General features: G+C 66.4%; 12 protein-coding genes. 7 read left to right on the forward strand and 5 right to left on the reverse strand.

Features of this window, described 5'->3' with window-relative positions; translation table 11 throughout:
* Positions 1 to 30: 30 nt before the first annotated feature.
* The 3 genes from ASE64_RS12445 to ASE64_RS12455 form a co-directional block, all read right to left on the reverse strand.
* Positions 31 to 987, reverse strand: a complete 957-nt coding sequence (locus ASE64_RS12445) for a phosphodiesterase (protein WP_055780937.1) — start codon at positions 985 to 987, stop codon at positions 31 to 33.
* 100 nt (positions 988 to 1,087) lie between these two features.
* Entirely contained in the window at positions 1,088 to 3,271 is a 2,184-nt protein-coding gene (locus ASE64_RS12450) for a S9 family peptidase (protein WP_082466259.1), read from the reverse strand.
* A complete protein-coding gene (locus ASE64_RS12455) occupies positions 3,220 to 4,644 on the reverse strand; it encodes a maltokinase N-terminal cap-like domain-containing protein (RefSeq protein WP_156351876.1) in 1,425 nt (474 codons plus the stop codon). The genes ASE64_RS12450 and ASE64_RS12455 overlap by 52 nt, the downstream gene beginning before the upstream one ends.
* Positions 4,645 to 4,712: 68 nt before the next feature.
* Here ASE64_RS12455 and ASE64_RS12460 point away from each other — a divergent pair, with 68 nt between their 5' ends.
* Positions 4,713 to 5,552 (forward strand): aldo/keto reductase, encoded by an 840-nt coding sequence (locus ASE64_RS12460; RefSeq protein ID WP_055780947.1) that lies wholly within the window; start codon positions 4,713 to 4,715, stop codon positions 5,550 to 5,552.
* Between the two features lie 54 nt (positions 5,553 to 5,606).
* Here the strand turns inward: ASE64_RS12460 and ASE64_RS12465 are convergent, their stop codons facing one another.
* The gene (locus ASE64_RS12465; RefSeq protein ID WP_055780949.1) at positions 5,607 to 6,473 is read right to left on the reverse strand and encodes an alpha/beta hydrolase; all 867 of its coding nucleotides are present in this window, start codon (positions 6,471 to 6,473) and stop codon (positions 5,607 to 5,609) included.
* A gap of 187 nt (positions 6,474 to 6,660) precedes the next feature.
* On the opposite strand from ASE64_RS12465, the gene ASE64_RS12470 reads away from it, so the two are divergent.
* From ASE64_RS12470 to ASE64_RS12485, 4 genes are read left to right on the forward strand one after another with little or no spacing between them, the layout of a single operon-like run.
* On the forward strand, positions 6,661 to 7,854 hold the full coding sequence (locus ASE64_RS12470) for an inorganic phosphate transporter (protein WP_055780952.1): 1,194 nt from the start codon (positions 6,661 to 6,663) through the stop codon (positions 7,852 to 7,854).
* The gene (locus ASE64_RS12475) at positions 7,851 to 8,147 is read left to right on the forward strand and encodes a hypothetical protein (protein ID WP_055780955.1); all 297 of its coding nucleotides are present in this window, start codon (positions 7,851 to 7,853) and stop codon (positions 8,145 to 8,147) included. The genes ASE64_RS12470 and ASE64_RS12475 overlap by 4 nt, the downstream gene beginning before the upstream one ends.
* 25 nt (positions 8,148 to 8,172) lie before the next feature.
* Positions 8,173 to 9,567, forward strand: coding sequence for an aldehyde dehydrogenase family protein (locus tag ASE64_RS12480; RefSeq protein WP_055780958.1), 1,395 nt, complete (start codon positions 8,173 to 8,175; stop codon positions 9,565 to 9,567).
* A gap of 54 nt (positions 9,568 to 9,621) precedes the next feature.
* A complete protein-coding gene (locus ASE64_RS12485) occupies positions 9,622 to 11,172 on the forward strand; it encodes an aspartate ammonia-lyase (protein ID WP_082466261.1) in 1,551 nt (516 codons plus the stop codon).
* Here ASE64_RS12485 and ASE64_RS12490 read toward each other — a convergent pair.
* Complete coding sequence (locus tag ASE64_RS12490; RefSeq protein WP_055780961.1) at positions 11,153 to 12,199, reverse strand: YihY/virulence factor BrkB family protein; 1,047 nt, start codon at positions 12,197 to 12,199, stop codon at positions 11,153 to 11,155. The two genes, ASE64_RS12485 and ASE64_RS12490, sit on opposite strands and share 20 nt — an antisense overlap.
* 56 nt (positions 12,200 to 12,255) lie before the next feature.
* Between ASE64_RS12490 and ASE64_RS12495 the strand changes: the two genes are divergently transcribed.
* Both ASE64_RS12495 and ASE64_RS12500 read left to right on the forward strand, forming a co-directional pair.
* Entirely contained in the window at positions 12,256 to 13,677 is a 1,422-nt protein-coding gene (locus tag ASE64_RS12495; RefSeq protein WP_055780964.1) for an FAD-binding oxidoreductase, read from the forward strand.
* Between the two features lie 67 nt (positions 13,678 to 13,744).
* Positions 13,745 to 15,082: a PrsW family intramembrane metalloprotease gene (locus tag ASE64_RS12500; protein ID WP_235480613.1), complete on the forward strand. Its 1,338-nt coding sequence runs from the start codon at positions 13,745 to 13,747 to the stop codon at positions 15,080 to 15,082.
* Positions 15,083 to 15,135 lie beyond the last annotated feature (53 nt).

Below are 15,135 nucleotides of genomic sequence, written 5' to 3' on the forward strand. Positions count from 1 at the left end.
GCACCGACACCGGAGCTGACGGCTGACCGGTCAGGACGAGATCGTGGCTTCCTGAGGCAGGAGCTGGGGCACGGTCAAGACGGGGTCGATGGGAATCGCTCTCGGTTCGGCCGGGCGGATGACGACGTTCTCTCGGTCGAGGATGCGCGCCGTCTCGTCGGCGGAGGTGTACGACGTCGTGCTGTACGTGCCGATCGGAACGACGGTATGCAGGATCGTGTTCTCGTAGACATGCACGAGGTTGAATCCCTGGGCGCCGTCCCGTGCTCGCGTTCCGCCCACGGGCACGTTGAGGTCTTGCGTGTAGCACGTGGCCGAGGCGACAGACACGGGGATTCCGGCGAAGGTGGCCGTGCTGGAGTAATGCAGGTGCCCGGCGAGGATGGAACGCACGTCGGTACCCTCGAGCACTTCAGCCAACGCCGACTGGTCTCTGAGCTCGACGAGCACCGCGAGGTCGAGGACGCTCGGAACGGGCGGATGGTGCAGCGCCAGGATCGTGCCGTGCGGAGCGGGGGAGGAGAGCTCCTCGGCGAGCCAGTCGAGCTGCTCGGGCGTGATCTCGCCGTGGTGCGAGCCGGGCACACTCGAGTCGAGCGCGATGACGCGTAGCCCGTTGACATCATGGACCCGGTCGACGGGCTTCATCGAGGGAAGCTGGCCGAGCAGTCCCGCGCGGAACGACGCCCTGTTGTCGTGGTTTCCCATCACCCAGATGAGTTGGGCGCCGAGGCGTGCGGCGACGGGTTCGACCATGGCACGCAACTTCTCGTAGGCCCGGGGATCGCCCTTGTCGGCGAGATCTCCCGTGAAGACGATCGCCTCTGGCCTCGCCTTCGAGCTCTCGAGCTCGGCGAGCAGCTGGGCAAGATGCGCCTCCGCATCGACGGCCCCGTAGAGAAGACCGTCATCACCGATGAAGTGGGTGTCACTCAGATGCAGGATGAAGTGATCGGGGCGTGGGTACTCGGCGGTTCTGACAGGCATGTCAACCTCGGGTGTGATGCCGAAGGCTCGGGCGACCTCCGTGCGTGTGCCCCTAATTAACCATGTCTCGTTGAATGACGGGTAAACGGCGCGCAGATTCCTAGGTATTTTTGATGAGCGGGGCGGCCGCGAGGCCGAGGCGGTCGAGCACCCAGGCGTACTCCTGGGCGATCTCCTTCCACCGTTCATAGCGACCGCTCACACCGCCGTGTCCGGCCGTCATCTCGGTCAGCAGCAGCACCGGGGCGCCGACCTGTCTGAGCCGGGCCGTCCACTTGGCGGGCTCGACGTACAGCACGCGTGTGTCGTTGAGGCTGGTCACCGCGAGTATCGGCGGATAGCTGATGTCGTCACGCACGTTCTCGTACGGTGAGTACGACTTCATGTACGAATACACCTCCGCGTCGTGCAGCGGGTCGCCCCATTCATCCCATTCGATCACCGTGAGCGGCAGATCCGGATCGAGGATCGAGGTGAGAGCGTCGACGAACGGAACCTGAGCGAGGATGCCGGCGAAACGATCGGGCGCGATGTTCGCGACCGCACCCATGAGCAGTCCGCCCGCGCTTCCGCCCTGGGCCACCATGAGGCCTGACGTCGTTCTGCCGGAACCGATGAGCTCGTCGGCAGCGGCGACGAAGTCGGTGAAGGTGTTCTTCTTCGTCAGCGTCTTTCCCTGCTCGTACCAGGCCCGGCCCAGCTCTCCACCGCCACGTACATGGGCGATGGCGAAGACGACGCCGCGGTCGAGGAGCGAGATCCGGGGAACCGAGAAGCCCGGATCGATGCTCGCCTCATACGAGCCGTATCCATACAGGAGTGTCGGACGGGGAACCGACGAATCGGAGGTTGTGCGACTGACGAGGGAGAGGGGAATGCGCGCGCCGTCGTCTGCCGTCGCCCAGATTCGCTCCTGCTTATAGTCGTCGGGATCGTAGTCGCCTTGTACGACCTGCCGCTTCAGGAGTGTCATCGTTCCGTCTGCGACCGAGAAGTCGTAGACAGTCGAGGGCGTGATGAACGACGTGTAGCCCAGCCGCACCGTCTGCTGGGTCCATTCGGGGTTGCCGCCTGTGCCGACCTGGAAGAGGGGCTCGTCGAACGGGATCTCCTCGATGGGGCCGTACGGCTCGGATCCCTCGCTGAGCCTGATCACGGCGATCCGGGTGAGGCCGTCGCGGCGGTATTCGAGAGTGAGATGGTCGGCGAATGCGTCGACCTCCTCGATGCGACGCCCCGGGCTGGCCGGCACGAGCGTGCGCCAGGCGGTCTCATCGAGGGGCCGATCGGCCGGCACATCGATGACCTGGAAGTCTTCGGCGCCATGGTTGTTCACGATGAGCAGCCGGTCTTCACCCGCTACGACGGCGTGTTCGACCTGATACTCCACTCCCTCTCTCCGCGGCCAGACGACGATGAACTCGCCCTCGAGATCACGGGTATCGAGAATGCGGACCTCGCTCGTGATCTTCGAACCGATATCGAGCACGAGGAATCGTCCGCTCCGGGTGAGTCCCACGCCGACCCAGAAACGTTCGTCGGGTTCGGTGAAGACGACGAGGTCGTCGGATGCGTCGGTGCCGACCGCGTGACGCCAGATCGTATCGGGGCGCCAGGCGTCGTCGACGGTCGGGTAGAAGACGACGCTCGCGTCGGGCGAGAAGGTCGCACCGGGGAAGGTGTTCGGCACCACGTCTGCTCGATTGAGTCCGGTTTCGAGGTCCCTGATGTAGAGGGTGTACCGCTCATCGCCGGTGGTATCGATCGAGTACGCCAGAAGTCGCCCATCCGTCGAGACGTCGAAGCTACCGAGCGAGTAGAAGTCGGTGCCCTCGGCCTCGACGTTGTCATCGAGCAGGACCTCTTCTCTGACGTCGCCCGAGGCGATGTCGGGAGGGGTCCAGTCCTCGTCGTCTGCGATGGGGATCCTGCAGTGGATCCCGTATTGCTGACCCTCGACCGTTCGGGAGTAATACCAGTACCGTCCGTGGCGCACAGGCACGGATAGGTCGGTCTCCAGTGTGCGGGATTTGATCTCGTCGAAGATCGACTGCCTCAGGCCTGCGAGGTGTTCTGTCGACGACCGGGTGAACGCGTTCTCCTCGTCGAGGTAGGCACGAACGGCGGGGTCGTCCTTGTCTCGCAGCCACTCGAAGTCGTCGACGACGGTGTCGCCGTGGTGCGTTCGCGTCGTAGGACGGCGCTCCGCCCGCGGAGCATCGGGCAGCTGCGTCACGACAGAGCGACCAGTCGGGAGATAGCGGTCACAGGGATGGGAAGCCATGCGGGCCGGTTGCGCGCCTCGTAGATCGATTCATAGAGCGCCTTGTCGATCTCGAAGGCGTCGAGAAGAACACGGAAGTGCTCGATGTCGACCCCGGCGCGCTCGGAGTAGCCCTCGAGGAATGCGGTGCGTGACGCCGATGCCCAGCTCTGAGCCGACGCGCCCGGGTGAGCCTGCTCGTATGATCCCGAGACATAGTCGAACGACCTGAGCATGCCCGCCACATCGCGCAGCGTGAGATCCGGTTGAGATCTCTCGGCCAGAGGTCGGAGCGGCTCGCCCTCGAAGTCGAGGAGGACCCACCCGCGGTCGGGAACGGCGACGACCTGACCGAGGTGATAGTCGCCGTGGATGCGCTGGAGCCTCGGCCACTCGGCGGATTCTGCTCCCGCGATGATGGAGTCGACGGCCGATTCGTAGACCCCGAGTTCCGGCACCTCGGCGACCGCGGCGCCGAGTCGTCGGCGCATGCTCGCCGCCACCTGTGCCCTCTCGTCTGCTGTTGCGGCCACCGTGGGCAGGATGTCTGCCAGGACCGCGTGCACCTCGGCGGTTGCAGCCCCGAGGCTCCGCGCGCGGTCGCTGAAATCCTCGCCCTGTTCGACCGCGTCGAGGGCGACACGCCACGCGTCTCGCACGCCAGGCAGGAACCGCTGGGCGAAGGCGAGATGTCCGCTGTCGACGGGCGATCCAGGCGAAGCGTCAGCCCGCCAGACACCCGACACGTAGCCGACGGACGGCGGAACCAGCGTGCAGCCGGCCTCGGCGAGCGCGGACTGGACGATGATGTCCGGGTTCTCGCCGTGGTGAAGAGTACGGAACACCTTGCAGATGACGGGCAGCGACGGCTCGCCCGATTCATCGACCGTGTCGAAGATGATCGACGTGTTCGACTGCTCGCCGCGGAGGACGTGCGCCCGGGCGAACGTCGAATGCGACGCCGTCGGATGCCGATGGCCGTCCGCCGTGGCGCCCGACGACCGCTCGGTCTCGCCGCTCACCCCGCCATCGAGCATAAAAGCGAGGAGGGCCGCGCAGTAGTCCGGATCGTGCGGCGCGTCGTAGACCCAGAGCGTTGCCGGAGAACCGTCGACGTCGCCCTCGACCGTGCCGACGAGGGTGGACTCCGCGGCCTCTGCTCGGGGCGCCGAACGGTAGGCGAGCGGCACCTGGTAGAGCGTGGATGCCGCGCCCGAGCCGTCGCGAAGCAGGTGGGTGACGAAGGCGGTGCCACCGGGTGCAGGCGGAAGGACCCACTCTCCGACGAGCACGAGCTCTGCGCTCTCTGCCGAGCTTTGATACCACCGCTGGCGGGCGACCCAGCCGGGGAGAGCGTTCGGACGGAGATCAGGACGGACTACACCAGCGGTCATTCTTTGACCCTACCCCGGGCGCATGAACTCGCCGAGGGGGTTGCCGCACGCAGGTTTAGGCTCGTTGCATGACGAACGCACCGACTCACCTCCTCGCCGATGGCAACACCCTCCCCGCCGTGGGGCTGGGAACCTACCCGTTGAAGGGCGCTGACGCGGTGTCTGCCGTGAGTTCGGCCCTGACCACGGGATACAGACTGATCGACAGCGCTGTGAACTACGGCAACGAAGACGCGGTGGGCGAAGCGGTGCGAAACTCCGAGGTGGCACGCGACGAGATCGTGGTCACGACGAAGCTCCCCGGGCGCGCCCACGGCTACGAGAGCACCCTCACGTCATTCCAGGAGTCTCTCGACAGACTGGGACTCGATCGCATCGACCTGTACCTGATCCACTGGCCTAACCCGGGCGACGACCGCTACGTCGACAGCTGGCGAGCCATGGTGCAGCTACACGAGCAGGGGCTGGCGCGGTCGATCGGCGTGTCGAACTTCACCGAGGAGTACCTCACGCGCCTGCAGTCCGAGACAGGAGTACTGCCCACGGTGAACCAGGTAGAACTCCACCCCTACTTCCCGCAGCTCGCCCTCCGCGAGTTCCACGAGGTGCATAACATCCGCACCGAGTCGTGGAGCCCCCTGGGCAAGGGATCAGACGTTCTGACGTCGCCCGTTATCGTCGAAGCCGCGCGTGCACACGAGGTGACCGAGGCCCAGGTCGTTCTTCGCTGGCACGTTCAACTGGGCAGCGTGCCGCTTCCGAAGTCTGCCGATCCTGCGCGTCAGGCGCAGAACCTCGATCTGTTCGGCTTCGAGCTCTCCTCCGCTGAAATGGAGGCCATCACCCTCCTGGGCCGGCCCGATGGCCGACTATTCGGCGCGGATCCCGTCACGCACAACGAACAGTGACTCTCGACGACCGGTGACTCTCGACGACCGGTGAAGATCGACGATCAGTCACCGTCAGTCGCGAGGCCTGATGAGCTTCTCGACGATGCGGCGCGCCTCATCGCCTGAGCTACCCGACGACATGGCGAAGACGTGATTCGCTCCGGGGAAGGTGACGAGCTCGAAGTCGAGCCCCGCGGTCGTCGCCTCGGCCTCGAGCCTGAGCGCATCCGGATACAGGATGTCATCGGTGCCGACCAGGACCGTCGTCGGGGCCAGTCCGGCCAATGATCCGTTGACGGGGCTGAGCCGGTAGCCTTCCGGGTCGTCGCCGTGCGCCCAAGCCAGGCCGTTGGGGATGAGCGCCTTGCGGTCGAGCAGCACATCTCTGCGGTCGACGGCGGGGATGTCGGGATTCGTCAGGGTCAGATCCAACCAGGGCGAGAGCAGCACGATGTGGTCGGGCTGGGGCAGGCCCTGCTCGACGAGGCTCTGGGCGAACCCGAGAGCAAACCCGCCTCCGGCGGAGCCGCCCATCAAGACGATCGGCGAATCGGGATGCGATGCTCGCAGCTCGAGGTAGACATCCAGCATCTGCGCGTACGCCACCTGGTAACCGTGTTCGGGTGCGAGGGCATAGATCGGCATCGTGATCGTGGCGTCGGCGTTTCGGAGAATCTTGTCGAAGAAGGGCGCGTGAAGAGCCGAGGCCTCGTGCACGTACGACCCGCCGTGGATGAACAGCACCTGCGTGTCGGTCGACGCGGATGCACTGGAGAAGATCTCCGATGTCACCCCGCCGACGAGAGCCTGCGCCGCGGGTTCCGCAGCAGATGCGGCGGCGACGCGGTCGGGGACGGCCGGCTCTGACGACTGGTGGCAGCCGAAGAGCGCGAGCGATGCGAGCAGGATTCCGCACAGGAGGGCGGGCTGGCGGCGCATGGGCGGGTGAAGTCCATCTGCTCGGGACCCGCCGGAGAAGTTGACCGTGCGGAGCGAAGAATGCGATCATCGAGGTGCCCGTGAACAGGGCAACCCTAGACACCCTAATAGTGTGTGAACTCATCGCGAAGTGAAGCGGTGAAATTCCCCTGCGCGAACGTGTGTGCACCTCTAGAGAGAGTCGCTGGTGGATCTCACCCTCATCGTTGTCCTGGTCATCGTTCTGGCCCTCTTCTTCGACTTCACGAACGGTTTTCACGACACCGCCAACGCGATGGCGACACCGATCGCGACGGGCGCTCTGAAGCCTCGGATGGCCGTGGGACTCGCGGCTGTTCTCAACCTGGTCGGCGCTTTCCTCAGCACCGAGGTCGCGCGTACGATCTCGGGCGGTCTGATCAGAGAGGGCGACGGAGGAATCCAGATCACGCCGGAGATGATCTTCGCCGGCCTGATCGGAGCCGTCTGCTGGAACATGGTGACGTGGCTGTTCGGCCTTCCGTCGAGCTCGTCTCACGCACTCTTCGGCGGACTGATCGGCGCGGCGATCGTCGGTGCCGGCATCGGAAGCGTGGACTTCACCGTCCTCGTCTCGAAAGTGGTGCTTCCCGCCCTCGTCGCGCCTATCGTCGCCGGACTCGTGGCCTTCGTCGCCACTCGCCTCGCCTACGCCATCACCCGCGATCCTGCGACGGGTCGCGGACTGGGTCGCGGCAACTTCAGGTATGCGCAGATCTTCTCGTCGTCGCTCGTGGCCCTCGCGCACGGCACGAACGACGCCCAGAAGACCATGGGAGTGATCACCCTGACGCTGATCGCGACGGGAGCCCAGGCCGTGGGCACCGGGCCGGAATTCTGGGTCATCGCGGCGTGCGCCCTCGCCATCGCGCTGGGAACCTACACCGGCGGCTGGCGCATCATCAAGACGATGGGAACGGGCCTCACAGACATCAAGCCGGCCCAGGGCTTCGCAGCAGAGACGAGTACAGCCGCGACGATCCTCGCGTCGAGCCACCTGGGTTTCGCACTGTCGACCACTCAGGTCGCATCGGGGTCTGTGATCGGGTCGGGCCTCGGGCGCAAGGGCGCATCCGTGCGCTGGCGTACCGCCGGTCGAATCGGAGTCGGATGGCTCCTGACCCTTCCGGCTGCCGCTGCCGTTGGTGCGGCGGCGGCGCTCCTCGCCACCATCGGCCCGGTCGGCATCGTGATCGACGCGGTGCTCGGTCTCGCGGTGATCGTCGCCATCTTCGTCATCTCGTCGCGCGACAAGGTCACGAGCGGAACCGTCGTCAGCGAGGTCGACGCGGCCGTCGGTGCCGTGCGCACGCCGAAGGCCACCCGCAAGAACCGCAAGAAGAAGAGGCAGGCAGCGGAATGATCGACTGGGCGGCATTCGCCATCGTTGCAGCGGCGGCACTCGTGTCGGCATCCGTCGTGGTCAGCCTCTTCGCCTTCGGACTGAGGCTGCTGAATGTGGGTCGCGGCCTCGACGCCGACGATTCGCCCGGCACGATCGAGACCACACCGTCGGGCTCCGTCTCCGTCGTGAACGCTCGAGCGGGCGGACGACCTCGATGGGCGAGCGTCGCGGCCATCGCCTGCTTCGTGCTGTGCAGTGGCGCCGTGCTCTTCGGCATCTACCTGATCGTGCCGTTCTTCCACGCGTCCTGAGACAGGTGGGGCTAAGGTCATGGCCATGGATGCAACTCCGGCTATATCCGAGCTCGTCAAGGCTGTGCGAGACGGCTTCGATTCGGGGCGCACGCTGTCGCTTCGGTGGAGGCTGCAGCAGCTCGACGGGCTCCGAGCCTTCCTCGTCGAGCGCGGACCCGAGCTGGAGCGGGCGCTTCGTGACGACCTGGCGAAGAATTCCACCGAGTCGCAGCTGACAGAGATCGGCGTCGTCCTCGCCGAGGTATCGCACACCATCTCGAGGCTGAGGTCCTGGCTTCGCCCTCGCCCCGTGGCGGTTCCGCTCGCGCTCGCGCCCGCGTCAGCATCCGTGATCCTCGAGCCTCTCGGTGTCGTGCTCATCATCTCGCCGTGGAACTACCCGCTCCAGTTACTCCTGTCACCGCTCGTCGGCGCTCTCGCCGCCGGCAACGCGGTCGTGCTCAAACCGAGCGAACTCGCTCCCGCCACATCGGCCGTGATCGCACGTTTCCTGCCGCGCTATCTCGACGATCGTTCGATCGTCGTCATCGAGGGCGGGGTAGCCGAGACGACCGAGCTGCTGGCCGAGCGCTTCGACCACATCTTCTACACGGGCAACGCCAGGGTTGCGCGCATCGTGTCCGCCGCCGCTGCGAAGAACCTCACGCCCGTCACGCTGGAGCTCGGCGGAAAGTCGCCCGTGTACGTCGACGACACAGTCGACATCGTCGCGGCGGCGAAGCGCATCGCCTGGGGAAAATTCCTGAACGCCGGTCAGACGTGCGTCGCGCCCGACTATGTGCTGGCGACGCCGGATGTGGCGGGTCGGCTGGTCGAGGCTCTGCGAGGGGCGATCGCCTCGCTCTACGGAGAGGATCCACGCCGCACGACAGATTTCGGTCGCATCGCGACCGACGCTCAGTTCGACCGTCTGAGCGCCCTCGTGAATGGGCGCACGGCCGCCATCGGAGGGGGATCCGATGAAGCGGAGCGCTACATCGAGCCGACCGTCCTGACCGACGTCGATCGGACCGACGACGTCATGGCACAGGAGATCTTCGGTCCGATCCTCCCGATCGTGTCCGTCACCGGTCTCGACGATGCCATCGTCTACATCCGCTCGGGAGAAAAACCGCTCGCGCTGTATGCCTTCACCAACGACAAGGCGGCACGGCGCAGACTCTTGACCGAGACGTCGTCGGGAGCGGTCGGCTTCGGCGTGACCGTTGCTCACCTGAGCGTGCCCGGACTGCCATTCGGGGGAGTCGGCGAGAGTGGATCCGGCAGCTACCACGGCAGGCGGAGCGTCGAGACGTTCAGCCACGAGAAGGCCGTGCTGTCGAAACCGCTGAGACCCGACACCCTGGGCCTCGTTTACCCGCCGTACACGCCCAAGCGAGCCTCCTTCATCCGGGGTCTGCTGCGCCGGCTGAGCTAGGCTGGCTTGCTGGGGCCACGAACCCCGTTGACAAGCAATGGAGCTGATATTCACATGGAGAATGCCCCGACGACCGCGCCCACGACGGCTGCCGAGAGACTCGCCGCGCAGACCTCGGCCGAGACGGCGGCCAAGCCCTCGACGGCCACTCGTTTTCGCACCGAGACCGATTCGCTCGGCAGCGTCGAGATACCCTTCGATGCTTTCTGGGGTGTGCACACGGCTCGAGCGCTCGAGAACTTCCCGATCAGCCGTCGGCCCATCTCCGTCTATCCCGACCTGATCGACGCCCTCGTCATCGTCAAGCAGGCCGCCGCCAGAGCCAACGTCGAGATCGGAGTACTCGCCCCGGAGAAGGGGGCCATGATCGAGGCCGCCTGCGAGGCGATCCGCCAGGGCGAGTACCACGATCAGTTCGTCGTGGGCGTGATCCAGGGCGGCGCCGGAACCTCGACGAATATGAACACCAACGAGGTGATAGCCAACGTCGCCCTCCAACTCGCTGGCGAGGAGAAGGGCAGTTACGAGCTGCTGCATCCACTCGACGATGTCAATCGCAGCCAGAGCACGAACGACACCTACCCGACCGCCGTCAAACTCGCCCTGTGCTTCTCGCTGAAGCGGCTGCTGGTCGAGCACGCGCTCATGCGCGACTCCTTCGCCGCAAAGGGCAGAGAGTTCGCCGGCGTGCTCAAGGTCGGGCGAACCCAGCTGCAGGACGCCGTGCCGATGACCCTCGGCCAGGAGTTCCACGGCTTCGCGACCACGCTCACCGAAGACCTCGACCGCCTGGAGGAGACCGTCCCGCTGCTCTGGGAGATCAATCTCGGCGCGACGGCCATCGGCACGGGGATCACCGCCGACCCGCGGTACGTCGAGTCCGTGCGCGCACACCTCAGCGCCCTCACCGGCTACGAGCACATCACCGCCGCCGATCTCATCGAAGCGACCAGTGATGCGGGTGTCTTCATGCAGCTCTCGGGAATTCTGAAGCGCAGCGCCATCAAGCTGTCGAAGATCTGCAACGACCTCCGGCTCCTCTCCAGCGGGCCCCAGGCCGGTTTCGGCGAGATCAACCTTCCGCCGAGGCAGGCGGGTTCCAGCATCATGCCCGGCAAGGTGAACCCCGTCATTCCCGAGGTGGTCAATCAGATCGCCTTCTCTGTCGCGGGCGCGGATCTGACCGTCACCATGGCGGCGGAGGGCGGCCAGCTGCAGCTGAACGCCTTCGAGCCGGTCATCGCCCACTCGCTCTTGCAGAGCCTGGCGTGGATGAGACAGGGGTGCCGCACCCTCCGTATCAACTGCATAGACGGCATCACCGCCAATCACGAGCGCCTCGACGCCATGGTCGCGTCGAGTGTCGGCGTCGTCACCGCGCTGACGCCGTACATCGGCTACTCCGCGGCATCCTCGTTGGCGCACGCGGCCCTTCTCACGAAACGCAACATCGCCGATCTCGTCGTCGAAGCCGGGCTGATGGACAGGGAGCGCGTGCAGAAGCTGCTCTCTCCCGCCCGACTCAGCGGGCTGGAACCGGTGACGGATGTGATCCAGGTGATCGCGCAGGCCGAGGCCGAAGCGGCTACGAAGGAGCCTCGGTAGCCTTCTGCGCCGCCTCGCGCAGCATCTGCGAGAGGCGGCGCAGCTCGCGTCCCTCTGCGAGATCGGCCGACAGACGGCGGGCCAGGATGCCGTTGCGCGCCGTATCGCGCAGCGGGATCTGGATGGCCTCCTCGGCCGGCAGCCCGGCCAGGAGCTGGCGCGCGCGGGTCAACTCGGCGTCCACTTCGACGCCGAGCATCAGCACCGCCGACGAGATGTACAGCCAGATGAGCGCGGCGATCGGAACGCCGAGCCACCCGTACAGGCGGTCGTAGTTCGCAAACGTCGCGAGATAGAGACTGAAGGCGACGGCTGCGAGGGTCCAGATGGCCACGGTGAACGTGGCACCCACCGAGAGCCAGCGCAGGCGCGGTCGATGGAGGTTCGGCGTTCCGTAGTAGAGGAATCCGACCGTGAAGATCGCGACCAGGGCGAGGGGAATCCATTTGAGCACCGACCAGAGCTCGGCGATGATCTCCGGCCAACCGAGGGACGCGGCGAGAGCATCCGCCACCGACGGAGTGATGGCCACGATAAGGCCGATGACGAGGTAGCACGCGATGAGCCCCGCGGCGACGCCCAGCATCAGCACGCGGTTCTTCGTCAGTCGGCGTCCTTCTTCGACCCCGTACACGTTGTTCATGGCCCGGCCGAACGCGGTGGCGAATCCTGACACCGTCCAGAGCGTGAGCACGGTGCCGACGAGGAGGGCCCAGCCCGAGTTCGGAAGGAGCGAGAGCTGGTCGAAGATCGCACGCACGGCCGTCGAGGTCTCGGACTGCGAGAGGCGTCCGACCACGTCGAGGATGAGCTCGATGGTGGCGCCACGGCTGTCGAACAGGGCGAGTCCCGAGACGATGGCGAGCGCTGCCGGAAAGAGCGACAGGGCGGAGAAGAAGGTGATCGACGCGGCGGCGTCGATGTCGCGATGCAGGATGAACCCGTGCCACGTTCGACGAATCGCGTAGCGCGTGGCGCGGCGGTCGAGCTGCCTGCGGGTGGGAAGGGGATCACCCGCGCTCGTCATGCTTCGATAGTAGAGGCTGGCCGGAGAGCCGCTGCGGCACCGCCTAGCATGGCCGTATGTTCACCACCGAGCCAACGTCGTCTCAGCTCGCTCTCGAGCACCTCCGATCAGAATTGGGCGAGGCTGTGTCGCTCGACCCCGTGCTTCTCCAGTCCGTGCGCACCGACAAGTCGGGATGGGTTGCGCCAGGCAGCCCTCTCGCGGTGGTTCTCGCGCGGTCGACGCAAGATGTTCAATCGGCGATGCGGATCGCCAGCCGATTCCGGATTCCCGTCGTGCCGCGGGGTGCGGGCACCGGGCTGGCGGGGGGAGGAGTCGGCACCGACGGCGCCCTCGTCATCTCGACCGAGCGCATGAACGAGATCCTCGAGATCAACCCGGCCGATGAGCTCGCCGTGGTGCAGGCGGGCGTCATCAACCAGCACCTGAGCGACGCCACCGCTCCGCACGGCCTGGTGTTCTCTCCTGATCCGGCGTCCAAGGCCATCTCGACGATCGGGGGCAATATCGCCACGAACGCCGGCGGGCTCCTCTGCGCGAAGTACGGCGTCACCCGAGAAGCCATACTGGGCCTCGTCGTCGTCCTCGCCGACGGGTCGTTGCTTCGGACGGGGCGGCGCAGTGTGAAGGGTGTCACCGGCTTCGATCTCACGGCCCTGCTCACCGGATCGGAGGGCACGCTCGGTGTCATCGTCGAGGCGACGGTGCGCCTCAGACCGATACCGGCCGGCGACATCGTCACCCTCGGGGCGTTCTTCACCGACGTCCGTGCCGGCGCGGCCGCGGCCGCAGCCATCACGGCCGCCCTCATCAGACCCGCCGTGATGGAACTCATGGACCACGCGTCGCTCGTCGCCATCGACGCGTACACCGGCACACGCCTCTCTGAGGGAGGGGGCGCGTACCTGCTCGTGCAGACCGATGCGCGGGGCGCGGCAGACGAGGCGTCGGCGATCTCGACGATCCTGACGGGCCTGGGCGCCGATGTGCGCCTGGCGCGCGATGCCGAGGAGGGGGAGGCGCTCCTCGCCGTTCGCCGGAACTTCCACCCCGCGCTGGCATCCGTCGGCGAGGTGCTCATCGAAGACATCTGCGTTCCCCGATCGCACCTCGCCGAGATGTTCGCCGCGATCGACGAGATCTCGCGTCGGCACGGTATCGCGATCCCCACGATCGCTCACGCGGGTGACGGCAATCTGCATCCCAACTTCGTCGTGCCGCCACGGGCCCCATCGTCGATCTCGGGATCCGAAGGCCAGAGCGAGCAGGAGGTGCCGGCATCCGTCTGGGCCGCCGCCGACGAGCTCTTCGTCGCGGCGATGGAGCTCGGAGGAACGCTCACGGGAGAGCACGGAGTGGGCGTACTCAAGAAGCGGTGGCTCGAGAACGAGCTCGGGCCGCAGAGTCTCGAGTTGCAGCGGGGCATCAAGGCCGTCTTCGATCCTCTGTCGATCATGAATCCCGGAGCGGTCTTCTGACGCGCGGTTCTCCCCGAAGAGGTGCCGTGCCGCTAGGATCGGTGGCCTGTCACCGATGAGGAGCATTGTGTCCCAGCATTATCAGCCCGGCTACTATCCCCAGCAGGCCGAGCCTGCATTCGCCCCTCAGCTCCAGCAGGCCGAGAACCCGGTCTACGCCGAGCACGCGGTGTGGTCTGCGCCGACCCCTCCCGCCCAGAAGTCCACCGGACTGGTGCTCTCGATCATCGGCATCAGCGTGCTCGGATTCGTCTTCCTGGCCGTGCTCGCGTACGTCGCGATCGGGCTCGGACCGTTCGCGCTCGTCGTCTGCGGACTCGTCGCACTGATTCCTCTCGCCGTGGTGATCCTCACGATCACGTGGATCGACCGCTGGGAGCCGGAACCGCGCGGCGCCCTGTGGTTCGCCTTCCTCTGGGGAGCGGCAGCCTCGGTCGCCATCGCCCTGCTCGTGGGTCTCGGCATCCAGCTCGCTGTCTACTACGCGACGCAGGGTCAGGGAGGCGTGGGCGACTTCTTCTCCGCAGTCATCCAGGCGCCCCTGGTCGAGGAGAGCGCGAAGGGCCTTGGCGTGCTGATCCTCTTCTTCGTGCTTCGTCGTCACTTCGATGGCCCGATCGATGGGCTCGTCTACGGCGCCACCGTCGCCGCGGGCTTCGCCTTCACCGAGAACATCCTCTACTTCGGCTCGTCGCTGATCGAGTCCGGCGGTATCGGCCTCGGCTTTACCTTCTTCCTGCGCGGCATCATGTCGCCCTTCGCCCACGTGATGTTCACGGCGTGCACCGGCGTCGCGCTGGGCTTCGCGTCGCAGAAGAAGGGCTGGCTGCCCGGCATCGGGTTCTTCTTCATCGGCCTGGTTCCGGCCGTCTTGTTGCACGCGCTGTGGAACGGCTCCTCCTTCATCGTCGAGGGACTCGGCGGCTTCTTCCTCGTCTACGCGATCGTGCAGGTCCCGCTGTTCGCCCTCGCCATCGTGGCGGTCGTCTTCCTGCGCAAGCGCGAGGCGGCGCTCACCCGCGTTCGTCTCGAGGAGTATGCATCCGCCGGGTGGTTCACGCCGGAAGAGGTCTCGATGCTCTCGACGGGTGCAGGCAGGCGACAGGCTCGTGCGTGGGCCGCGGCCCAGGGCGGCGACAAGGGCCGCGTGATGCGGCGCTTCACGCAGGATGCGACGCGCCTGGCCTTCGCGCGCCAGCGCGTCGTCACCGGGCGCGATGGCATCGGCGGCCAGCGAGACGAAGCAGATCTGCTGCAGGCTGTGACCGCGGACAGGGCATCGCTGCTTGCGTCGGGTCCGTCGCCTAGTGCCCTCGCCCAACAGCAGCCCTACCAGCAGCAGCAGCAGCCCTCGGAGCAGTACGGCGGTCCCCACGAGCCGCGGCAGGGGCCGCCCGTCATCTGAGCGCACGGACCGGGGACTGAGACCCGAGTAAACTAGATGGCCGCTGTCAAGGA

It is taken from the genome of Agreia sp. Leaf210, assembly GCF_001421485.1.
In the GTDB taxonomy this organism is placed as follows: Bacteria; Actinomycetota; Actinomycetes; order Actinomycetales; family Microbacteriaceae; genus Agreia.